At 69.9% G+C, this 22,787-nt stretch carries 18 protein-coding genes and 1 tRNA gene; 11 read left to right on the forward strand and 8 right to left on the reverse strand.

From position 1 onward, the window contains the following. Positions 1 to 120 precede the first annotated feature (120 nt). Positions 121 to 2,277, reverse strand: coding sequence for a bifunctional (p)ppGpp synthetase/guanosine-3',5'-bis(diphosphate) 3'-pyrophosphohydrolase (locus tag CEK65_RS03335; RefSeq protein ID WP_193314678.1), 2,157 nt, complete (start codon positions 2,275 to 2,277; stop codon positions 121 to 123). A gap of 413 nt (positions 2,278 to 2,690) precedes the next feature. Here CEK65_RS03335 and pqqB point away from each other — a divergent pair, with 413 nt between their 5' ends. The 6 genes from pqqB to CEK65_RS03370 all read left to right on the forward strand — a co-directional run bounded on the left by pqqB (position 2,691) and on the right by CEK65_RS03370 (position 8,160). Next, the gene (pqqB, locus tag CEK65_RS03345; RefSeq protein WP_152180774.1) at positions 2,691 to 3,590 is read left to right on the forward strand and encodes a pyrroloquinoline quinone biosynthesis protein PqqB; all 900 of its coding nucleotides are present in this window, start codon (positions 2,691 to 2,693) and stop codon (positions 3,588 to 3,590) included. A gap of 34 nt (positions 3,591 to 3,624) precedes the next feature. Then, positions 3,625 to 4,371 carry a pyrroloquinoline-quinone synthase PqqC gene (gene pqqC, locus CEK65_RS03350; RefSeq protein ID WP_152180775.1) on the forward strand — a complete coding sequence of 249 codons (747 nt, stop codon included), beginning with the start codon at positions 3,625 to 3,627 and terminating at the stop codon, positions 4,369 to 4,371. Continuing rightward, positions 4,368 to 4,646 carry a pyrroloquinoline quinone biosynthesis peptide chaperone PqqD gene (gene pqqD, locus CEK65_RS03355; RefSeq protein WP_148829440.1) on the forward strand — a complete coding sequence of 93 codons (279 nt, stop codon included), beginning with the start codon at positions 4,368 to 4,370 and terminating at the stop codon, positions 4,644 to 4,646. Before pqqC ends, pqqD begins: the two co-directional genes overlap by 4 nt. Further along, positions 4,643 to 5,764 (forward strand): pyrroloquinoline quinone biosynthesis protein PqqE, encoded by a 1,122-nt coding sequence (gene pqqE, locus CEK65_RS03360; RefSeq protein WP_152180776.1) that lies wholly within the window; start codon positions 4,643 to 4,645, stop codon positions 5,762 to 5,764. The genes pqqD and pqqE overlap by 4 nt, the downstream gene beginning before the upstream one ends. Positions 5,765 to 5,860: 96 nt before the next feature. Then, positions 5,861 to 6,373, forward strand: a complete 513-nt coding sequence (locus tag CEK65_RS03365) for a hypothetical protein (RefSeq protein WP_017912272.1) — start codon at positions 5,861 to 5,863, stop codon at positions 6,371 to 6,373. 11 nt (positions 6,374 to 6,384) lie between these two features. Then, positions 6,385 to 8,160: a chloride channel protein gene (locus CEK65_RS03370; protein ID WP_150409796.1), complete on the forward strand. Its 1,776-nt coding sequence runs from the start codon at positions 6,385 to 6,387 to the stop codon at positions 8,158 to 8,160. Between the two features lie 381 nt (positions 8,161 to 8,541). On the opposite strand, the gene hrpA is transcribed toward CEK65_RS03370, so the two are convergent. After that, positions 8,542 to 12,678 (reverse strand): ATP-dependent RNA helicase HrpA, encoded by a 4,137-nt coding sequence (hrpA, locus tag CEK65_RS03375; RefSeq protein ID WP_152180777.1) that lies wholly within the window; start codon positions 12,676 to 12,678, stop codon positions 8,542 to 8,544. Positions 12,679 to 12,771: 93 nt separating this feature from the next. Between hrpA and CEK65_RS03380 the strand changes: the two genes are divergently transcribed. The 4 genes from CEK65_RS03380 to CEK65_RS03395 all read left to right on the forward strand — a co-directional run bounded on the left by CEK65_RS03380 (position 12,772) and on the right by CEK65_RS03395 (position 17,244). After that, positions 12,772 to 13,338, forward strand: coding sequence for a Dps family protein (locus CEK65_RS03380; protein WP_010344296.1), 567 nt, complete (start codon positions 12,772 to 12,774; stop codon positions 13,336 to 13,338). Between the two features lie 250 nt (positions 13,339 to 13,588). Further along, positions 13,589 to 15,397 (forward strand): DNA helicase RecQ, encoded by a 1,809-nt coding sequence (recQ, locus tag CEK65_RS03385; protein ID WP_152180778.1) that lies wholly within the window; start codon positions 13,589 to 13,591, stop codon positions 15,395 to 15,397. Positions 15,398 to 15,545: 148 nt separating this feature from the next. Beyond that, positions 15,546 to 16,040 (forward strand): hypothetical protein, encoded by a 495-nt coding sequence (locus CEK65_RS03390; RefSeq protein ID WP_017908753.1) that lies wholly within the window; start codon positions 15,546 to 15,548, stop codon positions 16,038 to 16,040. Between the two features lie 577 nt (positions 16,041 to 16,617). Further along, on the forward strand, positions 16,618 to 17,244 hold the full coding sequence (locus CEK65_RS03395) for a TetR/AcrR family transcriptional regulator (protein WP_017908754.1): 627 nt from the start codon (positions 16,618 to 16,620) through the stop codon (positions 17,242 to 17,244). Positions 17,245 to 17,522: 278 nt separating this feature from the next. Here the strand turns inward: CEK65_RS03395 and CEK65_RS03400 are convergent, their stop codons facing one another. Then, complete coding sequence (locus tag CEK65_RS03400; protein WP_152180779.1) at positions 17,523 to 18,431, reverse strand: LysR family transcriptional regulator ArgP; 909 nt, start codon at positions 18,429 to 18,431, stop codon at positions 17,523 to 17,525. A gap of 107 nt (positions 18,432 to 18,538) precedes the next feature. Between CEK65_RS03400 and CEK65_RS03405 the strand changes: the two genes are divergently transcribed. Continuing rightward, positions 18,539 to 19,156 carry a LysE/ArgO family amino acid transporter gene (locus tag CEK65_RS03405; RefSeq protein WP_152180795.1) on the forward strand — a complete coding sequence of 206 codons (618 nt, stop codon included), beginning with the start codon at positions 18,539 to 18,541 and terminating at the stop codon, positions 19,154 to 19,156. A 255-nt stretch (positions 19,157 to 19,411) separates the two neighbouring features. Here the strand turns inward: CEK65_RS03405 and CEK65_RS03410 are convergent, their stop codons facing one another. The 5 genes from CEK65_RS03410 to ybgF all read right to left on the reverse strand — a co-directional run bounded on the left by CEK65_RS03410 (position 19,412) and on the right by ybgF (position 22,780). Further along, the gene (locus CEK65_RS03410) at positions 19,412 to 19,750 is read right to left on the reverse strand and encodes a hypothetical protein (RefSeq protein WP_152180780.1); all 339 of its coding nucleotides are present in this window, start codon (positions 19,748 to 19,750) and stop codon (positions 19,412 to 19,414) included. A gap of 483 nt (positions 19,751 to 20,233) precedes the next feature. Then, positions 20,234 to 20,309: transfer RNA gene (locus CEK65_RS03415), tRNA-Lys, on the reverse strand. Positions 20,310 to 20,373: 64 nt separating this feature from the next. Continuing rightward, positions 20,374 to 21,039 carry a 7-cyano-7-deazaguanine synthase QueC gene (gene queC / locus CEK65_RS03420; RefSeq protein ID WP_026143259.1) on the reverse strand — a complete coding sequence of 222 codons (666 nt, stop codon included), beginning with the start codon at positions 21,037 to 21,039 and terminating at the stop codon, positions 20,374 to 20,376. A gap of 189 nt (positions 21,040 to 21,228) precedes the next feature. Further along, positions 21,229 to 21,906, reverse strand: a complete 678-nt coding sequence (queE, locus tag CEK65_RS03425; protein WP_152180781.1) for a 7-carboxy-7-deazaguanine synthase QueE — start codon at positions 21,904 to 21,906, stop codon at positions 21,229 to 21,231. Positions 21,907 to 21,952: 46 nt separating this feature from the next. Next, complete coding sequence (ybgF, locus tag CEK65_RS03430) at positions 21,953 to 22,780, reverse strand: tol-pal system protein YbgF (RefSeq protein ID WP_193314680.1); 828 nt, start codon at positions 22,778 to 22,780, stop codon at positions 21,953 to 21,955. Between the last annotated feature and the right edge of the window lie 7 nt (positions 22,781 to 22,787).

The following is a 22,787-nucleotide window of genomic DNA, read 5'->3' on the forward strand; positions in this document are numbered from 1 at the left end:
CATGCTCACCGCACAAGCTTAGCGTTGCCCCGATGACGAACAGCTGTGCGTCGCGCCGACCGCGCGCACGGTAGGTGGCCCATCCGCTGGCAGGCCTCCCGGCCGGCATGCCGCCGCCCCTCAGCCCAGCCGCCGCGCCTCGTGCACGCCCGGCAGCGCGTCGAGCTTGCCGAGCAAGGTGGACAGCTGCCCGTAATCGCCGACCTTCAGCCGCAGCCGCAGTTGCGCCAGGCCGCTGTCGCGCACGTTCTCGCTGTTGATCTCCAGCACGTGCGCCTCTTCCTGGGCGATCAGGTTGGTGATGTCCTTGAGTAACCAGCGCCGGTCCACCGCGCGCACCAGCACGTCGACCTCGTAACCGCCGCCGGCCTGGCCCCACTCCACCGGCAGCACCCGCTGCGGATGGCTGGCGGCCAGCCGCGCGAACGCGGCGCAGTCGCTGCGGTGCACGGTGACGCCGCGGGTGCGGGTCAGGTAGCCGGCGATCGGCTCGCCGGCCACCGGCTGGCAGCAGCGCGCCAGTTGCACCAGCAGATTGCCGACGCCCTGCACGGTGAACTTGGACTTGCCCAGGCCGGTGCGGCGGGCAGTCGGCCGTGGCATGGACGGCGCGGCCGGCTGCGCCGCGGCGCGCTCGGCCTCGTGCAGCGCGCGCCCGACCTGGCTCGGGCCGACGTCGCCCAGCGCCACCTGGATGTACAGTTCCTCCACGCCGTCGGCATGGAACTTCTTCGCCGCCGGCAACAGGTCGGCGTGCTGCAGCCCCAGGCGCTTGAGCTCACGCTCCAGCAGTTCCTTGCCGGCCTGCACGTTGCGCGCGCGGTCCAGCTTGTGGAACCAGGCGCGCACCTTGTCGCGCGAACGCCCGCTGGCCAGGTAGCCATTGGCCGGCAGCAGCCAGTCGCGGCGCGGCTCGGCCTCCTTGCCGGTGAGGATCTCCACGCGGTCGCCGCTGCGCAGCTTGTGGGTCAGCGGCACGATGCGGTTGTTGACCTTGGCGCCGCGACAGCGGTGCCCGACCATGGTGTGCACGTGGTAGGCGAAATCCAGCGGCGTGGCGCCCTGCGGCAGGTCGATCACCTCGCCCATCGGGGTCAAGGCATAGACCCGGTCCTCGACCAGTTCGGCGTCCAGCGCCCCGGCCAGGCCGCCCTGCTCGCTGTCCTGCGACTGTTCCAGCAGCTGGCGCATCCAGGTGATCTTGCGGTCGAAGGCCTTCTCCGCGCCCTTGCCGCCTTCCTTGTACTTCCAGTGCGCAGCCACGCCCAGCTCGGCCTGCGCGTGCATGTCGTGGGTACGGATCTGCACCTCGATCGTGCGCCCTTCCGGGCCGACCACGGCGGTGTGCAGCGAGCGGTAGTCGTTGGCCTTGGGCCGGGCGATGTAGTCGTCGAACTCGCTGGGCACCGGCGCCCACAGCGCGTGCACCACGCCGAGCGCCGCATAGCAGGCGGCGACGTCGTCGACCATCACCCGCACCGCGCGCAGGTCGTACAGCTGGTCGAAGGCCAGGCGCTTCTTCTGCATCTTCCGCCAGATGCTGTAGATGTGCTTGGGCCGCCCGCTGATCTCCGCGCGCAGGCCCTGCTCGGCCAGCGCCTTGGACAGGATCTTCTTGACCGCCTCGATGTAGCGCTCGCGCGCCACCCGGCTCTCGTCGACCTCGCGGGCGATGCGCCGGTAGGTGTCCGGCTCCAGGTGCCGGAACGCCAGGTCCTCCAGCTCCCATTTCAGTTGCCAGATGCCCAGGCGGTTGGCCAGCGGCGCGTGGATGTCGCGGGTCAGCTGCGCCAGCGCGCGGCGTTGCGCCTCCGGCGCCTTGTCGGCCACGCGCATCTGCGCCAGTTGCCGCGCCAGCAGGATCGGCACCACCCGCAGGTCCTGCACGATCGACAGCAGCAGCCGGCGCAGGCCTTCGCTGTTGCGCCCGGCCTCGCGCCCGGCATGCAGCGCCCACACCGGGTCGGCGGCGTCCTGCGCCTCCAGCAGGCCGGCCACCGCCTGCGCCCGCGCCGGTGGCGCCACCGGCAGCTGCGGCAACTGTGCGCGCAAGGCCGGCAGGTCGAACAGCAACGCCGCCAGCAGCGAGGCCTCGTCGGCGGACAGCAGCGCCAGCGCGTCCAGGGTGTCGGCCAGCACCGGCCACGGCAGCCGCGGCAGCGGCTCGGCCTGTGCCTGCCAGGCCTGCAGCAGCGCCGCGCGCAGGGCGGGCGCCAGGGTCGCGGCCGACGGGCGCTGCAGCAACGCCTCCAGGCCGGAGTGGACGGTGTGGTTCAAGGACGGACGCAGTCGACGAAACGGTGCCGCCTACACTAACGCGCTTGAGCGCGTTCTCACAATTGCGCCGGCCGCGCGCCGGGGGCGCCCCGCGGATACGCACCGCCGCGTCACTGTGATCCGGTTGCGACTTGCAGCGGTTTTACCGGAATTTCACAACCGCCCCAATCCCCGCGCCTATGCTCGAACGCGACGGTGCCACGCTGCTGTCATGCACATGCATGCGTCGCTGCCGTCGTCCCCTAGCCCGACTCGAAGAGGAACGTACATGAAAAAGTGGAACAAGCCTGTGATCCGCGAGATCTGCGTCGGCGCGGAAATCAACTGCTACGCCTCCGGCGAGCTCTGACCCGCGCACTCCCCCCTTCCCGCGACCGAAGCGCGACCGGCCAGGCGCCATCAACGGAGACCGGATGCACCTCATCGTTTTGGGATCGGCGGCAGGCGGAGGGCATCCGCAGTGGAATTGCCACACGCCTGCAAGCCAGCGCGCGTGGCAGCAACACCCGGGTGCCCAACGCCGTACCCAGGCCAGCATCGCGGTCAGCGTCGATGGCCAGCGCTGGCTGCTGATCAACGCCTCGCCCGATTTTCGCCAGCAGGTGCTGGCCACCCCCGCACTATGGCCGCAGCGCGACCAGCGCCATTCGCCGATCGAGGCGGTGCTGCTGACCAGCGGCGAGATCGACCATATCGCCGGGCTGCTGTCGATGCGCGAGAGCCAGCGCTTCGACCTGTACGCGAGTAGCCGCGTGCTCGACCTGCTGGCGCAGAACCCGGTGTTCGACGCGCTGCACCCAGCTTACGTGCACCGCCATCCGTTCGCCCTGGACACACCGCTATCGCTGCTCGGCCTGCAGGTCACACCATTCGCGGTGCCGGGCAAGGTGCCGCTGTTCATGGAATCCCGCCACAGCGGCGACCTGGCCGGCTCGGCCGAGGAGACGCTGGGCCTGACCATCGACGACGGCACGCACCGCCTGCATTACATCCCCGGCTGCGCGGCGCTGACCGACGCCCTGCGCGAGCGCCTGCGCGGTGCCGAACTGGTGTTCTTCGACGGCACCCTGTGGCGCGACGACGAGCTGGTGCAACTGGGCATCAGCGCCAAGACCGGCCAGCGCATGGGCCACATGAGCATCGACGGCGAAGCCGGCACCCTGCGTGCCTTCGCCGACCTGGGTGTGGCCCGCAAGGTCTTCATCCACATCAACACCACCAACCCGATCCTCGACGCCGGCTCCGCCGAGCGCGCCACCGTCACCGCGCACGGCTGGGACGTGGCCCACGACGGCATGGAGATCGCGCTGTGACCCGCCTTCCCGCATCACCTGCGAGACCAAGCCCGTGAGCGCATTGCTCAGCCCCGATCAACTGGAAGCCGCGCTGCGCGCGATCGGCGCGCGGCTGTACCACGACCAGCACCCCTTCCACGCCCTGCTGCACAGCGGGCGCCTGAACCGCGGCCAGGTCCAGGCCTGGGCGCTGAACCGCTACGAGTACCAACGCTGCATCCCGCTCAAGGACGCGGCGATCCTGGCGCGGATGGACGACCCGGCACTGCGCCGGATCTGGCGCCAGCGCATCGTCGACCACGACGGCAGCGCCGATGGCGAAGGCGGCATCGCCCGTTGGCTGCACCTGACCGACGCGCTGGGACTGGACCGCGACCTGGTGCAGTCCGGCCGCGGCCTGCTGCCCGGCACCCGCTTCGCGGTGCAGGCCTACCTGCACTTCGTGCGCGAGAAGAGCCTGCTGGAAGCCATCGCCTCGTCGCTGACCGAACTGTTCGCCCCGGGCATCATCGGCCACCGCGTGGCCGGCATGCTGCAGCACTACGACTTCGTCTCGCGCGAGGCGCTGGCGTATTTCGAGCATCGCCTGCACGAGGCGCCGCGCGATTCGGACTTCGCCCTGGACTACGTCAAGCGCCATGCCGACACCGTGGAGAAGCAGCAGTTGGTGCAGGACGCGCTGCGCTTCAAGTGCGGCGTGCTGTGGTCGCAACTGGATGCGCTGCACTTCGCCTACGTGCAGCCGGGCGTGGCCTGGCCGGACGCGTTCGTGCCGGACGCCGCGCAGGCCGCGGCATGAGCACGCTGGACGCCAGCAGCCAACCGCGGCTCGCCGCCGGCGTGCGCCTGCAGCACGACCGTGCGCGCGACCAATGGGTGCTGCTGGCACCGGAGCGGGTGATCGAACTGGACGCCATCGCCCACGCCATCGTCTCGCGCTGCGACGGCGTCCGCAGCCTGGCGACGATCGCCGCGGAACTGGCCGCAGAATTCGAGGCCGACCCGGCCGAGGTCGAACGCGACGTGCGCGAGCTGGCGCAGCAGTTGCACGCCAAGCGGCTGCTGCGCGCATGAACACGCCGGTGCCGCCGCCGCTGTCGATCCTGCTGGAGCTGACCCACCGCTGCCCGCTGGCCTGCCCGTATTGCTCCAACCCGATCGAACTGGCCGGCCTGCGCGAGGAACTGGATACGGCCGGCTGGCGCTCGGCGCTGGACCAGGCGGCGGCGATGGGCGTACTGCAGGCGCATTTCTCCGGCGGCGAGCCGATGCTGCGCAAGGACCTGCCCGAGCTGGTCGCGCATGCACGCGCACTGGGCCTGTACAGCAACCTGATCACCTCCGGCGTGGCCGGTGGCGCGCCGATGCTGGCGGACCTTGCCGCGGCCGGGTTGGAACACGTGCAACTGAGCGTCCAGGACGCCGACGCCGCCGGCGCCGACCGCATCGCCGGCTACCGCGACAGCCTGACCAAGAAGCGCGCCTTCGCCGCGGCGGTGCGCGCGCTCGACCTGCCGCTGACGATCAACGCGGTGATCCACCGCCACAACGCCGAACGTGTCCCGGCAATGATCGAGCTGGCGCTGGAACTCGGCGCCGAACGCCTGGAAGTGGCGCACACCCAATACTACGGCTGGGGCCTGCGCAATCGCGCTGCGCTGATGCCCAGCCGCGCGCAGATCGACGCGACCGTGGCCGCGGTGGAGGCCGCGCGGCTGCGCCTGCAGGACCGCCTGCACATCGACTTCGTCACCCCCGACTACTACGCGCACCGGCCCAAGGCCTGCATGGGCGGCTGGGGCCAGCGCTTCGTCAACATCTCCCCGCGCGGCGACGTGCTGCCCTGCCACGCCGCCGAAACCCTGCCGGACATGCGCTTCGAGAACCTGCGCGCGCGCCCGCTGGCGGCGATCTGGGAAGACGGCGAGGCCTTCGTGCGCTTCCGCGGCAGCGCCTGGATGCCCGAGGTGTGCCAGGGCTGCCCGAAACGCGAGGTCGACTGGGGCGGCTGCCGCTGCCAGGCGCTGGCGCTGAGCGGCGATGCCGCAACCCTGGACCCGGTGTGCGAACGCGCCCCGGCGCACGCGGCGCTGCAGGCGCTGGCGCAGCGCGAAGCCGCCGCGCCGGCGCCGGACTTCGTGTACCGGCGACCGCCGCGCAGGTCGGACGTGCCCGCCGCCGCCGAGGACTGAACCGGGCGCCGACGCGGTCCCGGCGCGCCCGGTATCCCGTGCGCAGTCACCGCTTGCGACTACACTACGGCGCATCCCACTGCCCGGATCCTCGCCATGTCCCTTGCGCGTCTCGCTCCCCTGGTCCTGTGCGCGGCGCTCGCCGTGTCCGCCGCCCCGGCGCTCGCCCAGCGCACCGTCTCCGGCGATCTGCAGACGCAGATGTCGCCGCAGGAGTTCAAGGCGGCCGGGCTGGACAAGCTTTCGCCGCAGGAGCTGGCTGCGCTGAACGACTGGCTGCAGGGCAAGGTCGCCAAGGAAACCGCGGTGGCGCTGGAGAAGGCCAAGGAAGAGGGCCGCCGCGAGGTGATCACCAAGAACCGCGGCTTCTTCGACTTCGGCAGCGCCGAGCCGATCGAGAGCACCCTGGTGGGCGAGTTCTCCGGCTTCGCCAAAGGCCGCAAGTACGTGCTGGCCAACGGTCAGGAATGGGAGCAGACCGAGGCGGCGAGCCTGCCCAGCGTGCACCGCACCGCGCCCAAGGTGAAGATCACCCCCGGCATCATGGGCGTGTGGTACATGCAGATCGACAACTACAACACCCGCGCCAAGGTCCGTCGCATCAAATAGGATCGCGCGCCGTGAACCTGCGTCCGCGGCCGGGACTGGCCGACGCCTCGCACAGCCTCGCCGACGCGCTGCGCCGGCGCCTGCGCGCAAGCGATGTCTGGTTCATCGCCCTGGCCCTGCTGGTCGGCGTGATCGCCGGCCTGCTGACCCTGTTGCAGAGCAGCCTGGCACACGGCGCGCAGGCTCTGCTGTACGGCCTGGAGGCCGACGAGCGGCTCAGCGCCATGTCCGAACTGAGCGTGCACCAGTTGCTGGTACTGCCGCTGGGCGGGCTGCTGGTCGGCCTGCTGGGCATGGCCGCACGCGCGCGCAAGCGACAACTGGTCGACGCCGTCGAAGCCAACGCGCTGTACGGCGGGCGCATGTCGATGCGCGACAACCTGATCGTCTCCGTGCAGACCCTGTTCTCCAACGGCGTCGGTGCCTCGGTCGGCCTGGAGGCGGCGTACACGCAGATGGGCGCCGGCAGCGGCTCGCACCTGGGCCGCGTGCTGCGCCTGCGCCGCGCCGACATCCGCACCCTGGTCGGCGCCGGCGCCGGCGCGGCCATCGCCGCGGCCTTCGGCGCGCCGCTGGCCGGCGCGTTCTATGCGTTCGAGATCGTGATCGGCGCCTACTCGCCATCGGCGCTGGCACCGGTGGCGGTGGCCTCGCTGGGCGCGGTGTTCGTGTCGCAGCTGGCCGGGGTGCAGCCGTACCTGCTGCCGGCCTCGGCGGCCTCGGCGCTGGAGGCGCGCGACTACGTGCTGTACGCGCTGCTCGGCGTGCTCTGCGCGCTGCTGGCGGTGGCGGTGATGCGCCTGATCGGCGCGATCGAACAGGCGATCAACCGCAGCCCGCTGCCGCGCTGGGCACGCCCGGTCGCCGGCGGCCTGCTGCTGATCCCGCTGGCGTTGATCACCCCGCAGGTGCTGTCCTCCGGACACGGCGCGCTGCACCTGGACCTGACCAGCCCGACCTCGCTGCGCTGGCTGGGCATCCTGCTGCTGCTCAAGTGCCTGGGCTCGGCGATCTCGCTGGGCTTCGGCTTCCGCGGCGGCCTGTTCTTCGCCTCGCTGTTCATGGGTTCGCTGGTCGGCGGGCTGTTCGCCGGCGTGCTGAATCTCGGCAGCGGCATGGCCTTGGTCGACGGCACCGCCGCGTCGCTGGCCGGCATGGCGGCGATGGCCGCCGCGGTGATCGGCGCGCCGATGACGATGGCGATGCTGGTACTGGAAGGCACCCACGATTTCGTGCTGGCCAGCGCGGTGATGGTGGCGGTGCTGGTCGCCAACACCATCGTCCGCCAGATCTTCGGCTACTCGTTCTCCACCTGGCGCCTGCACCTGCGCGGCGAGACCATCAAGAGCGCGCGCGACGTCGGCTGGGTCAAGCACCTCAGCGCCGGGCGGATGATGCAGAAGGACGTGCATCCGCTGGCCGCCACCACCAGCGTGGCCGAGTTCCGCCGCCGCTTCCCGCTAGGCTCGGGCACCCGCGTGGTGCTGGAAGACGAGAACGGTCACTACGCCGGTCTGGTCACCCTGGCCGCCGCCTACGCCGATGGCGTCAACGCCGACGCAGCCATCGTCGACTACGCCGGCAACCGCGACGTGGCCCTGCCCGCCGACACCGACGTGGTCACCGCCATGCGCCAGTTCGACCTGACCCAGAGCGACGAGCTGGCGGTGGTCGACGACCAGGGCAAGGTCCTGGGCGTGCTCAGCGAAAGCTTCGTGCGCAAGCGCTACGCCGAGGAACTGGACAAGCGCCAGCGCGAGCTGATGGGCGAGCGGGTGGATGATTGAGCGGCAGGAATTGGGGAGTGGGGATTCGGGATTCGTTGGATTGCTGCGGGCTGAAACGTTGAGGGCCGTGATCGCATGTCGCAGGAGCGGCTGCTGTGGGAGGGGCTTCAGCCCCGACGCATGGCGCCACGATGGGCGCGGCTGAAGCCGCTCCTGCCACACAACAAGACGCGACTGCGTTGGCGCGTGGCACCAACACCACGCGCCGTTGCAGAGCAGATCGCTTGACCGTCCAAGCGGCGCATCCCCGTTGTGGGAGGGGCTTCAGCCCCGACGCCTGCCGCTGAACGCGTCGGGACTGAAGTCCCTCCCACAAGAATGCTGGTCACGCGGGTGGTACGGGACAGCGGTGGAATCTCACACCGAATCCCCACTCCCCAATCACCGCAGCAGAGCCACTCGCTGCGCCAGCTTCTTGGCCGAGATGCCGGCGCGGGCGCCCAGTTCCTGGGCGAACAGCGACACCCGCAGTTCTTCCAGGTCCCAGCGCAGCGCTTGCCACTCCGGCGTGTCGCCACGTCCGGCCGCAGCCGCGTCGGCCAGTGCGTCGACGAACGGCTTCAGTTCCAGCATCCGCGCCTGGTCGCGCGCCGGATCGCGTTTGGCGCGCTCGGCGCGCAGGATCATCGCGCGCAAATAGCGCGGGAACTGCGCCAGCGCCGTGGCCGGGGTCTCGCGCAGGAAGCCCGGATGCAGCAAGGCTGCCAGTTGCGCGCGCAGGTCGTCGAGGTTGCCGCTGGCCCAGCCCATCAGCGGCGATTCCAGTTGCGGCTTCAGTTCCGCGGCCGCGCCCATGATCGCCTCGGCCAGTTTCAGCCGCTCCATCGCCTCGCCGAACAGCTGCTTGGCGGCGGCGTCGCGGCGCTGAGCGAAACCGTCCGCATCGCGGATCGCCTCCAGCCCCTGTTCCAGCAGCGCATTCAACGCCGCTTCCACCAGGTCGCCGCGCAGGCGTTCCTGCGATTCGATCGCCGCGTACAACAGCCCGGTCTTGGGCGAGACCGGCAACTGCTTGCGCGCCTGCTTGACCTTGTCGGCCAGGGCGATCTCCAGCAGCCGACGCACGCCGCGCGGATGCGCCGCCTCGGCCTGCGCACGGTCGGCGAAGATGCGCAGGGCGGCGCTGTCGCCCTCGTCCACCAGTGCCGGATACGCCGGCACGCCGGCTTCGCCCGGCACCTGCAGCGGAATCGGCGTGGCCGGGAACTCGCGCAGCCCGGTCGCGGCCATGGCGCGGCCGGCGCGCGCGGCGAAGGCCTGCCCGGCACGTTCGCCGAAGCGCGCGCGCAGCGCGTCCAGGTCGCGCGATTCGGCCAGCACCTTGCCCGCCTCGTCGCGCAGGCGCAGGTTCATGCGCAGATGCGGCTCCAGCGTGCTCTCGTCGAACTCCAGCGCACTCAGCGGCACGCCGGTGGCGCGCTGCAGGAACCGCGCCAGCTCGCCACGGATGTCGTCGGCGCTGGGCTGCGGGAACGCCTCGTAGAACGCAAGCGCGAAGTCCGGCGCCGGCACGTAGTTGCGGCGCAGCGCCTTGGGCAGGCTGCGGATCAGCGCCGCCGCCTTGTCGGTGACGAAGCCAGGCGCCAGCCACGACAGCCGCGCCGGGTCCAGCGCGTTGAGCAGGTGCACCGGCACCTCCAGGGTCACGCCGTCGTCGGCCGCGCCCGGTTCGAACCGGTAGTGCAGCGGCAGCCGCGCATCGCCCAGCGGGAAGTACGTGGGATAGCGCTCGGCGGCGCTGCCCTCGCCCGGCAACAGGTCGGCCAGCGACCAGTGCAGCGCGCGCCGCTGCTCCGGCGCCAGCGCCTTCCACCAGGCGTCCAGGCCGGAGGCGGAATGGATCTCGCCGGGAATCCGGTCCAGATACCAGCGCGCCTGCCAGTCCTCGTCGGCGACGATGCCGGCGCGACGCAGCTTGGCCTCCTCCTCGTGCGCCTGCGCCAGCACCTTCTGGTTGTCGGCGACGAAGCTGGCGCGGGTGTTGATCTCGCCCGGCACCAGGCCCTGGCGCACAAACAGCTCGTGCGCGCCGGGCGGATCGATGCGGCCGTAGTGCACCGGCTTCTTCGGCGCCAGCACCAGCCCGAACAGGCTGATCTGCTCGGAGGCCAGCACCTGCCCCTGCGCGCGCGACCAGTGCGGATCGAAATGCTTGCGCGCCAGGAGGTGCGGCAATTCGGCGATCACCCAATCCGGCTCGATCGCCGCATTGGTCAGGCCCCACACCTTCTGGGTGTCCAGCAGCGTCGCCGGCAGCACCCACGGCGGCGGCTTGCGCGACAGCGTCGAGCCGGGGAACAACAGGAAGCGGCGCTGCCGCGGCGCCAGGAAATCGCCCTTCTCGGTGCGGTGGCCGACCTGGGTCGGCAGCCCGGCCAGCAAGGCGCGGTGCAGCGCCTGGTAGGCGGCGGCACGCTCGCGTTCGCTGGCGCGCGGCGCCTCCCCTGCCTCGGCGGGCGCCGGTGGCGGGGGCGGAGCCGCAGGTGCGGGCGTGGCCGGCGTACCGGTGCCGCGGCCTTCGCGGGCCAGGCGCGCGGCGCGGTGCAACTGCCCGCGGGTCGCACGCGCCGCGGTCTCGGCATCGCGCGCCGGCGCGGGCGCGGAAGCGCCGGCCAGCAGCGGCCGCAGGGAGGCCTCCGCTGGCTCCTCGGTCCAGCCCAGTTCCGCGCACAGCAGATGCAGCTGGCGGTGCAGTTCGCGCCACTCGCGCATGCGCAGGAAGCCGAGGAAATGCCGGCCGCACCAGTCGCGCAGCTTGGACTGGGTCAGGTCCTCGTGCGCCTGCCGGTAGCCGTCCCACAGGCGCAGGATGCCGACGAATTCCGAGCGCGCATCGGCGAACTTGGCATGCGCGTTGTCGGCGGCCTCGCGCGCCTCCGGCGGGCGCTCGCGCGGATCCTGGATGCCCAGGAACGCCGCGATCACCAGCATCGGCCGCAGGCAGCCGTGCTGCTGCGCCGCCACCAGCATCCGCGCCAGTTTCACGTCCACCGGCAGCCGCGCCATCTTGCGGCCGATCTCGGTGAGCTTGCGCAGGCCGTGGCGGTCCGGCTCGCCGACCGCCCCCAGCTCCACCAACTGCTGCCAGCCATCGGCCACCGCACGCTCGTCCGGCGGCTCCAGAAACGGGAAATCCTCGATCCGTCCCAGCCCCAGCTGCAACATGCGCAGGATCACCCCGGCCAGGCTGGAGCGGCGGATCTCCGGATCGGTGAACTCCGGGCGCGCCGTAAAATCCGCCTCGGCGTACAGCCGGTAGCAGATGCCCTCGGCGATGCGGCCGCAGCGGCCCTTGCGCTGGTTGGCACTGGCCTGCGAGATCGGCTCGATGTGCAGGCGGTCGAGCTTCTGCCGCGGGCTGTAGCGCTTGACCCGGGCATAGCCGGGATCGACCACGTAGCGGATGCGCGGCACCGTCAGCGAGGTTTCGGCGACGTTGGTGGCGAGCACCAGGCGCCGCCGCTGACCAGGGTTGAACACCCGGTCCTGGTCGGCGTTGGAGAGCCGCGCGTACAGCGGCAGCACCTCGGTCTCGCGGTACTTGCGCCGTTCCAGCGCATGGTGCGCATCACGGATCTCGCGTTCGCCGGGCAGGAACACCAGCACGTCGCCGCGCGGATCCAGCCGGGTGATTTCGTCGATCGCCGCCACGATCGCCTGGTTGACCGTGCGGTCGCCGGCGTTGTCGCCACTCTCGGCGTCGGCCTCCTCGCCGCCCGCCTCCTCCAGCGGCCTGTAGCGCACCTCCACCGGATAGGTGCGGCCCTCCACGCTGATCACCGGCGCATCGTCGAAATGCGCGGCGAAGCGCGCGGTGTCGATCGTCGCCGAGGTCACGATGACCTTCAGGTCCGGTCGCTTGCGCAGCAGCTGCTTCAGGTAACCGAGCAGGAAATCGATGTTGAGGCTGCGCTCGTGCGCCTCGTCGACGATGATCGTGTCGTAGCTGGACAGCCAGCGGTCGCTGGCGATCTCGGCCAGCAGGATGCCGTCGGTCATGAACTTGATCCGGGTCTGCTCGCCGACGCGGTCGTTGAAGCGCACCTGGAAGCCCACCGTCTCGCCCACCGGCGTGCGCAGCTCCTCGGCCACGCGGCTGGCCACCGCGCGCGCGGCGATGCGCCGCGGCTGGGTGCAGCCGATCATGCCGGCGGCGCCGCGCCCGGCGGCCAGGCAAAGCTTCGGCAACTGCGTGGTCTTGCCCGAACCGGTCTCGCCGGCGATCACCACCACCTGGTGCTCGCGGATCAGCGCGACGATGCGCTCGGCCTCGCGCGCGATCGGCAGCTGCGGATCCAGGGTGATCGCCGGCTGCTGCGCCGCGCGCGCGGCGCAACGCGCCTGCGACGCCTGCAGCGCCTGCTCGAACGCCGTCTCCAACGCAGCATTGCCGGGCGCGGCCTGCCAGCGCGACCATAGGCCCAGCAGGCGGCCACGGTCGCGGGTCAGCGCGCCGTCGATCGCGGCGCGGCGTTCGCGCAGGCGTGCCGGCACGGAAGGTTTTTCGATAGCGTTCATCAATCGGATGCCATTGAACGTTGAATCACAGCACATGCTTTAGTCTGTCTATTGTGACGCCATCTCGTCTGTAACCCCCAAAGAGGAACTCCCATGGCCAAGAACAAGACCCCCGGCAAGACCAAGAACGCCGCCAGCAAGGCCGTCGCCGGCCAGCCGCTGGCCGGCCTGGCGCCGTCAGCGCCCAACATCGATATCGGGATCGGCGGCGGCGATCGCAAGAAGATCGCCGACGGCCTGTCGCACTACATGGCCGACGCCTTCACCCTGTACCTGAAGACCCACAACTTCCACTGGAACGTGACCGGGTCGATGTTCAACTCGCTGCACCTGATGTTCGAGACCCAGTACACCGAGCAGTGGGCGGCGCTGGACGACGTCGCCGAGCGCATCCGCGCCCTGGGCTTCAACGCCCCGGGCTCCTACAAGGAATACGCCGCGCTGACCTCGATCCCGGAAGAGGAAGGCCTCAGCGACAGCGCCGACTGGCGCGAAATGGTGCGCCAGCTGGTGGTCGGCAACGAAGCGGTGTGCCGCACCGCGCGCAAGGTGCTCAAGACCGCCGACGACGCCGGCGACGACCCGTCGGTGGACCTGCTGACCCAGCGCCTGCAGACCCACGAGAAGTACGCCTGGATGCTGCGCTCGCTGCTGCAGTAAGGGATTCCGCCCTGCCTGCCTGGCAGGCAGGGCGCGCCGCCCGCGCGCGCCTTCGCGCGGAGCGAGACGTTGGCTGGGTGCACTGTGGGAGGGACTTCAGTCCCGACGCCTTTCCATCTCGGCCCCGGCAGGCTTCGTCTGCCGCGACCGCAAGACAGTCGCCACCTACAGACCAGCGCGCGTTCGCCTGACACGCGCTTGCGCACACCAGGAAGCCAACCGCCCTTGCGCGGCGCGGTATCCTACACAGATGTCTTCCCCCGCCCACGCCTTGCTCAGCCGCGTCTTCGGCTACGACCAGTTCCGCGGCCTGCAACAGGACATCGTCGAACACGTCGCCGCCGGCCACGACGCGCTGGTGCTGATGCCCACCGGCGGCGGCAAGTCGCTGTGCTACCAGATTCCCTCGCTGCTGCGCGACGGCACCGGCATCGTCATCTCGCCGCTGATCGCGCTGATGCAGGACCAGGTCGAGGCGCTGCGCCAGCTCGGCGTGCGTGCCGAATACCTCAATTCCACCCTGGACGGCGAGACCGCGCAGCGGGTCGAGCGCGACCTGCTGGCCGGCGAACTGGACCTGCTGTACGTCGCTCCCGAACGGCTGCTGACCCCGCGCTTCCTGTCGCTGATCGAGCGCAGCCGCATCGCCCTGTTCGCCATCGACGAGGCGCACTGCGTGTCGCAATGGGGCCACGACTTCCGCCCCGAATACCGCCAGCTCACCGTGCTGCACGAGCGCTGGCCGCAGACCCCGCGCATCGCCCTCACCGCCACCGCCGACCCGCCGACCCAGCGCGAGATCGCCGAGCGCCTGGACCTGGCCCAGGCGCGCCATTTCGTCAGCTCCTTCGACCGCCCCAACATCCGCTACACGGTGGTGCAGAAGGACAATGCGCGGCGCCAGCTGCTGGACTTCCTGCGCGCGCACCGCGGCAGCGCCGGCATCGTCTACTGCATGTCGCGGCGCAAGGTCGAGGAGACCGCCGACTTCCTCGCCCGCGAGGGCCTGAACGCCCTGCCCTACCATGCCGGCTTGCCGGCCGAGGTGCGCGCCGACAACCAGCGCCGCTTCCTGCGCGAGGACGGCATCGTGATGTGCGCCACCATCGCCTTCGGCATGGGCATCGACAAGCCCGACGTGCGCTTCGTCGCCCACACCGACCTGCCCAAGTCGCTGGAGGGCTACTACCAGGAGACCGGCCGCGCCGGGCGCGACGGCGAGGCCGCCGAGGCCTGGCTGTGCTACGGCCTGGGCGACGTGGTGCTGCTCAAGCAGATGATCGAGCAGGGCGAGGCCGGCGAAGAACGCAAGCGCGTGGAACGGCGCAAGCTCGACCAGTTGCTGGGCTACTGCGAATCGATGCAATGCCGCCGCCAGGTGCTGCTGGCCGGCTTCGGCGAGACCTATCCGCAGCCCTGCGGCAACTGCGACAACTGCCTGCAGCCGGCCGACGCCTGGGACGCCACGGTCGCGGTGCAAAAAGCACTGAGCTGCGTGTACCGCAGCGGCCAGCGCTTCGGCGTCGGCCACCTGATCGACATCCTGCGCGGCAACGAGGGCGAGAAGATCAAGCAGTTCGGCCACGACCAGCTCAGCACCTACGGCATCGGCAAGGACCTGGACGCGCGCGCCTGGCGCGGCGTGTTCCGGCAACTGGTCGCCACCGGCCTGCTGGAAGTGGACAGCGACGCCTACGGCGGCCTGCGCCTCACCGACGCCAGCCGCCAGGTGCTCAAGGGCGAACGCAAGATCATGATGCGCCGCGAACTGCCCAGCCGCGGCCGCGAACGCGGCGACCGCAGCGGCAGCCCGCGCACCGGCGTGCCGGTGCAGGCGCAGGACCTGCCCCTGTTCAACGCGCTGCGCGACCTCCGCGCCGGCCTGGCCAAGGAACAGAACGTGCCGGCCTTCGTGATCTTCCACGACAGCACCCTGCGCAACATCGCCGAGCAGCGCCCGAGCAGCCTGGACGAACTGGCGCGGGTCGGCGGCATCGGCGGCAGCAAGCTGGCCCGCTACGGCCAGCAATTGCTCGACGTGGTGCACGGGCAGGACTGAAGCGCGGCACCGGCGCCTGCAGCATCGGCACGTCGCGGCGCGGCCCGCGGCGCCGACAGGCCGGGTTCAACGTGGTATTGATAGCGTCAGCGTCACGGCGGAGCGTCTGACAGGCTCCGCCGGGCCCCTCTCTTCTGGCGGATGCCCGATGAACCGCAGCCTCCTTCTCCTCGCCTGCGCCCTGCTTGCCGGCCCGGCCCTGGCCCAGACCGCCGATGCCACCAGCGACAGCGAGGCGGCCAAGCGCAAGCTCGACCTGAGCGTGCCGCAACAACCGATCACCTACGCCGATCCCGGCACCAAGGCCGATCCGCCGGGCACGTACTACGGCGATACCAGCGGCACCTCGGCCTCGGCGCAGAAGGCGGCGGCAGCGCAGGCGCGCGCCGAGGCCCTGCAGGCGCAGGCCGACCGCTGCAACGGCGACGTGCACGGCAGCGTCGCCACCGGCATCGGCTATTCAACGCATGGCGGCAACAGCAACTACCAAGCCGCCAATCTGAACCTGTGCAAGACCTCCTACACCGATGACGGCAAGCCGCGGCAAATGGGCATCAGCATCAGCGTCGGCCGCGGCGACGGCCCGGTGTTCGGCCGCGGCTACTATCCCGGCGCCTACGGCCCGCCGCCGTTCGGCTGGTAAGCACGGCGACACGAGGGCAGCGCCAATGATCCGCTCTCGCCACGCTCGAACCGATGTACGTTGCGTCATCCCCCCACGGAGCGTTCCCGGTAACGCCCGTCGCGGCTGAAGGCACTCCTACCGCGCACTTCCCGAAGTTGACAGTAGTGCCCGCCGGACTCCCAGGCTGGTCCGCACGCGGCCTGGAACTTTCCGACAGCGCGTGTCCCCCTGTTCACATCCGCAATCGCAGCATCCCGCGGTGCGCCGTGTCGTGCCGGCACCACTGAAACCGCCCGCTCCCACGCTCGCGCTCCACTGCGGGCAAACGCACCCGGTCATGCAGCCGTGCCCGCTGCGTCCATTGCGCGCGAAGTGCGCATCGACACCCCCACTCGAGAGTGCCGCCCGTCACGGTGGTGGCTATGGGATCGACCGACTTGCCGCCGCACGCGCGACCGCGACGCATCGCGTCTACAATCGCGCTGCCTTTGTCGGCATGCCGTCCGCGGCGGCGTCACGCATCGCGTGCGCGTCGCCGCCGGTCGCCTGGCATCCCTCCCCTTCATGTGGCATCGCTTCCCCCCGAGCTCACGCCATGTCCAACGTAGTCCGGCTGCACAGCGCCCGCGAACGCGAGCAGCGCCTGCACGATGACGTCCTCGATGCGGCCGAGCGCTGCATCGTCGAGAACGGCCTCGGCGCCACCACCTTCGAACTGATCGCCGGGACTGCCGACGTCTCCTGCAGCGCGGTACGTCGGCAGTTCGACGACAAGCGCAGCCTGGTCCAGGCGCTGATGGAACGCGGCTACGAGCGTGCGATCCGCACCATGTGGCTGCTGCAACCGCCGCCGCACCAGGACGCGACCACGTTCATCGCCGGGGCATTGGAAGACTGGCTGGTGGCCGATGCCAACCAGCGGCGGCGGCGCCTGGATCTGGAGATGGACCTGGCCGCCGCACGCGACCCCGAACTGGCGCAGTACGCGCGCCGGCTCAACGTGTCCCTGGTGCAGAACCTCGGCGACCTGCTGCGGCGCATGCTGCGCGACCACGGCTGGAGCGGCAGCGAAGCCGAATTCCAGGCCCGCGTCTACGCGGTCGCGGCGATGTGCGGCGGCCTGCACATGATGATGACCACCGGCGTGGAGCTCAACCGCATGCATCTGCAGTTGATCCTGAGCGAGAGCCTGGCCGGGATCTTCAGCACGGCGCAGGCCTGACGCCGTCGTCCGCCGTTCCCTTCTCCCTGACGGCTCGTCCCCCCATCACCGAAGCCTTGACCGGGATCCTGATGCGCTCTGCGGATACAGACGGCGGCGCTGCGTTACTGCACGAGGCGGCATGAGGCCGAGCGGCGTCATCCGCGAAACGACCCTGACTGATCCACAGCAGCACTCGACGTCGATGCACTGCTGCCGTCACAAGCATGCCGTCACAAGCAGGAGGTCGCCCTGGACGATGATCGGCGCCGGAGCAAGCGACCCACCGCGAGCGACGCTCAGGCAAGCGGCGCTGACGCGTGCATGCCCTCCGCTGCGGCACGCAGCGCCTGAGCGATGTGCTGCAGCGTCCTGGAACGGACCGCGACATGCTGCCAGTACAGCGGCACGTCGAGCCAGCGCTGCGCATCGACGACCACGATCTGCCGCTGCCGCAGCGCGGCCACCAGCATCGGCTCCGGCGCCAGGCACCAGCCCAGTCCACGCGCGGCCGCCTCGACGAAGCCGATGGAAGTCGGCAGGTAATGGATCGGCGGGTGCAACCGCGCGCGGGTGATGCGCCGCACGAAGCGCGCCTGCAGCGCGTCCTTGCGGTTGTAGACGATCATCGGGGCGCGGGCGAGCGCCGCCGCATCCAGGCCGTCGGCAAAGTAGCGGGCGAAAAACGCCGGCGAGGCGATCGCACGGTAGCGCATCGCGCCCAGCGACAGCACATTGCAGCCCTGCAACGCCTTGCCGACGGAGGTGACGGCGCCGAGCACCGCGCCGCTGCGCACCAGCTCCAGCGTGTGGTCCTGGTCGTCCACCTGGATGTCGAACAGGTAGCCATGCGCGTCGTGCAGCGCCGCCAGCGCGTCCAGGAACCAGGTCTGCAGCGAGTCGTCGTTGACGGCGATGGCGATGCTGCGTGCCACTGCACTGCTCGCAGGCGCGGGCAACAGGTCGGCCACCGCCTCGGCCTCCAGCACCTGCATCGGCCGCACGCTGCGCAGCAGGCGCTCCCCGGCGGGGGTCGGCCGGCATGGAGCCTGGCGCACGATCAGCACTTGGCCAAGCCGGTCTTCCAGCGCCTTGATCCGCTGCGAGACGGCCGACGGCGTCAGCGCCAGCCGGCGTGCGGCGGCCTCGAAACTCCCTTCTTCCAGCACGGCGGCGAAGGCGGACAGCTGGGGGTGGAGCAGATCCATGGCGGTTATGCGGATTAGAGATTCTTCAGAGCGTACAGAAAAACGAGTTTGGCTAATCACAGCGACGCGTGCAGCATGCTCGCCCCATGTCCCAGGACCTCATCGCTATGTGGCTGCAAGCACTGTTGGCCGGCTTCGTCGCCGGCGCCGGCCTGATCGTCGCCATCGGTGCGCAGAACGCCTTCGTGCTGCGCCAGGGACTGCAGCGTCGGCATGTTGGCCTGGTCGTGGCCGTATGCGCCGCCAGCGACATGGCGCTGATCGTCCTCGGCGTATCCGGCATCGGTGCGGTGGTCGATGCCTGGCCCGGCGTGCTGCAGGCATTGCGCTTCGGCGGTGCGGCCTTCCTCGGCGCATACGCGCTGTTGGCGGCGCGACGCGCCTGGCGCGGCAGTAGCGGCCTGCTGGCGCACGGCGAGGATCAGCGGAGCTGGCAACGCGTCCTGCTGACCTGCCTGGCCTTCACCTTCCTCAATCCGCATGTCTACCTGGACACCATGGTGCTGCTGGGCAGCCTCTCCACGCGCTACCCGGGACAGCTGCGCTGGGCGTTCGCACTCGGCGCCTGCCTGGCCAGCGCGACCTGGTTCAGCAGCCTGGGCTACGGCGCGCGGCTGCTGCAGCCGGTGTTCCGCAAGCCCGCTGCGTGGCGGTTGCTGGACGCGGCGGTCGCGCTGTTCATGCTGGGCTTGTGCCTCGCGTTGCTCCTGCAGCCTTTGGGGTGAGCGATCGGAAGCATTGACCACCGACAAAGCCCGACTGCGCCGATGCAACTACGCCGGCGTCCGAGACGCCATGCACGTGCCAGCTCCGCCCACACCGGATCACCGCTCGGCGGGCGCAGACTTTCAATACGACCGATGATCGCGCGAGTGCGTGCGTTTTAGCTGTCCGCCGCGACGCGCATGAAGCGAGCAACAAAAACCCCGGCGCGCGGCCAGGGTTAGAAAGGTACTGATCGCGGCGCCAACGGCGTCGGGTCAGTCCCAGAAGTTGTTGTAGTCGCGCGCCTTCTTGTCTGGTGCCTGGGAACTGACCAGTTCGCAGTCGGTCGAGACCGGCGGGTTATCGGCATCGATCGAACGGCAGGCGAACGTCGCCAAGTCGCCCTTCTTTGCGCCCTTGGCAGGTACGCGGGCGCCGCCTTTCAGAGTGGTGCCTTCGGCGCTCACGGCGACCACGGTCCCGACGATCTGCGGGCGCATGTCGTCATCCGGCAGGCTCGCAATCGTGAGTTGCTTGCGCACGACCACATAGCGGCCGGATTGGGCGGCATGCGCCGGCACGGAAAGAACCGCCAGGACAGCGGCAAGAATCAAAGCGTTTGATCGCAAAACAAATTCCCCCGTAGACAGCTTCTAGCATAGCAATTTCAGCAGTGCGTCCAGTTGCCCGATGCGCGCAGCTTCGGTTGGCTCTTCCGGATGTCTGCAGCTGACGCTGCCGGCGATCCGACATTGAGATACGCATGCAGCGGCCTCGCGATCCGGTGCAGCCGGAAGATCGCCCACGTGTCGCAAACGAAAGCAAGCTTCCGAAGAGCGGGTTCAACAGCGCTCGACGAAGCACACGATCACGGAGAGCGCGATCGCCGCTGGCGGCCGCGTTGCGTTGCGTTGCAAAGCAGTGCATGAAGCATCTGGGCAGCTCTCATGTAAATCAGAGAACTGGGCTATCCAAAGACAGAGGTGATGCGGCAAGGCGACGACTGCGCTGCCGACCGTGGAACCAGCGAAATCTCCGTAGTTTTCAGGAGGCGGTGAAAAAACCGCCAAATGCGACGCGTGACCCGCTGAGCGGAGTGGTGGGCCGTGATGGATTCGAACCATCGACCAAAAGATTAAAAGTCTTCTGCTCTACCGACTGAGCTAACGGCCCAAAACAAGACCCCGGCGTTGCACCGGGGCGCGTAGTCTACCCCAGCACGGGGCGTTTCGCGAAATCAGGCGTAGCGGGTCGGGTCGGCGACGCCGGCGTCGGCGAAGCCGGCCGCGCGCAGGCGGCAGGCATCGCAGTGGCCGCAGGCGCGGCCGGCGTCGTCGGCGCGGTAGCAGGACACGGTCAGGCCGAAGTCCACGCCCAGGCGCACGCCTTCGCGCACGATGTCGGCCTTGCTCATGTGCTGCAACGGCGCATGCACGCGCAGCCCGGCACCCTCCACCCCGGCCTTGGTCGCCAGGTTGGCCAGGGTCTGGAATGCGTCGATGAACTCGGGGCGGCAATCGGGATAGCCGGAATAGTCCACGGCGTTGACCCCGCAGAAGATGTCGGCCGCGCCCAGCACCTCGGCCCAGCCCAGCGCCACCGACAGCATGATGGTGTTGCGCGCCGGCACATAGGTGACCGGGATGCCGTCGCCACCGGCGTCCGGCACCTCGATGTCGTCGGTCAGCGCCGAGCCGCCGATGCTGCGCAGGTCGACGTTGACGGTCTTGTGTGCCACCGCGCCCAGCGCCGAGGCGACGCGCGCGGCCGCATCCAGTTCGGAGGTATGGCGCTGGCCGTAGCGCACGCTCAAGGCATGCACCGCGAACCCCTGCGCACGGGCGATGGCGACGACGACGGCGGAGTCCATGCCACCGGAAAGAAGGACGACGGCGTTTTTCATCTGGGTGCCGGGAGTGGGGAATGGGGAATGGGGAAACGGGAATGAGAAGAGCGTAGCAGTCAGGCTGGACCGGGAAGATCGAAGGTCTTCGAGAAGCGAAAGCGGATCAGGTAGAGCCACGCCTACCGCGCGGTGCTCTCCGATTCCCGTTTCCCCATTCCCGATTCCCAGCTGCGCGCCAGCGTGCAGCTACCGCCCCGGCTCGTCGTTCCACAGCAGCTTGTGCAACTGCATCTGGAACCGCACCGGCAGGCGATCGGCGACGATCCAGTCGGCCAGGTCGCGTGCGGTCAGTTCGCTCTTGCTCGGCGAGAACCAGACGGTGCAGCGCGTGTCCAGTCGGTGTTCGGCGACCACGGCGCGCGCCCATTCGTAGTCGGCGCGGCCGCACAGGACGAACTTGATCTGGTCGCGCGCGGTCAGCAGCGGCAGGTTCTCCCAGCGGTTGCGGTGCGCTTCCTGCGACGCCGGGGTCTTGATGTCGAGCACCCGCGACACCCGCGGGTCGACTTCGGCGATATCCAGCGCGCCGGAGGTCTCCAGCGACACGTCGTAGCCGGCGTCGCAGAGGCGCTGCAGCAGCTGCAGGCAGCGCTTCTGCGCCAGCGGTTCGCCGCCGGTGACGCAGACGTGGCGCACGCCGTGGCGCGCCACCTCGTCGAGGATCGCGTCGATGTCCCACCATTGCCCGCCATGGAAGGCGTAGGCGGTGTCGCAGTAGCTGCAGCGCAGCGGGCAGCCGGTCAGGCGCACGAACACGGTGGGCCAGCCGGCGCTCTCGGCTTCGCCCTGCAGCGACAGGAAGATCTCCGTCAGCTTCAGGCGGGGCAGCGGGCTTTGGACGATATCGCTGGGAACGGCGGCCATGGCGGGAGAAAGATGCTCCCGCGACGGCGGCGGCAGCGTAAGGGGGTCAGCGCAGCTGCTGGCCGAGACGGATCGACTGCAGGCGGTCCTGCGCGGTCCGCGCGGCATCGGACCCAGGATACTTCGCGCCGACCTGCTGCAGGGTCTGCTCGGCATCCTGGACGCGGCCTTCGCCGTACTGGGACAGGCCCAGCTTGAGCAGCGCGCCCGGCGCCTTGTCGTGGGTCGGATAGCGGCCGATCAGGTCCTGGAACTGGGCCTCGGCCAACTGGAAGTTCTTGGTGGCGTAGTAGCTCTCGCCCAGCCAGTACAGCGCGTTCGGCGCATACACGCCGTTCGGGTAGGCCTGCAGGAAGTTCTGGAACAGGTTCGCCGAGTCGGCGTACTTGCCCGCCTTCAGGGCATCGAAGGCGACATTGTAGGCGGCCCGCTCGTCACCCGCGGCGGCCAGGGTGCCGGCGTCGCCGTGCACAGACGGCGGCGGCTCGGCGACGGCGGACGGCTTGCCTCCGGGCGCGGCCGGCGCGACAGCCGGTGCGGTGCCACTGGCCGGCGGCAGCGACGGCGTCGCCCCTGCCCCTGCACCACTCTCCAGCCGGCCCACGCGGCCATCCAGGTCCAGGTACTGGTCCTTGATCTGCTGCTTGAGCTGGTCGTTGCTGTGCTGCAGTTGTTCGATCGTGGCTTCCATCGACTGCATCTGCGTGCGCAGCTGGTTGAGCTGGTTCAGGATGTCGGTGTTGGCCTGGGTATTCATGGCCTGCTGCTCGAGCGCGGAAACGCGGTCGGCCAGGCTTGCGCGCTGCGCATGAGCCGGCGCGGCGGCCACGAGGGCCGCCGCGACGATCATCGATGTAAGGACACCGATACGCATCTTTATC

The sequence above is a fragment of the Xanthomonas sp. LMG 12459 genome, from assembly GCF_009192905.1.
Classification (GTDB): Bacteria; Pseudomonadota; Gammaproteobacteria; order Xanthomonadales; family Xanthomonadaceae; genus Xanthomonas_A; species Xanthomonas_A sontii.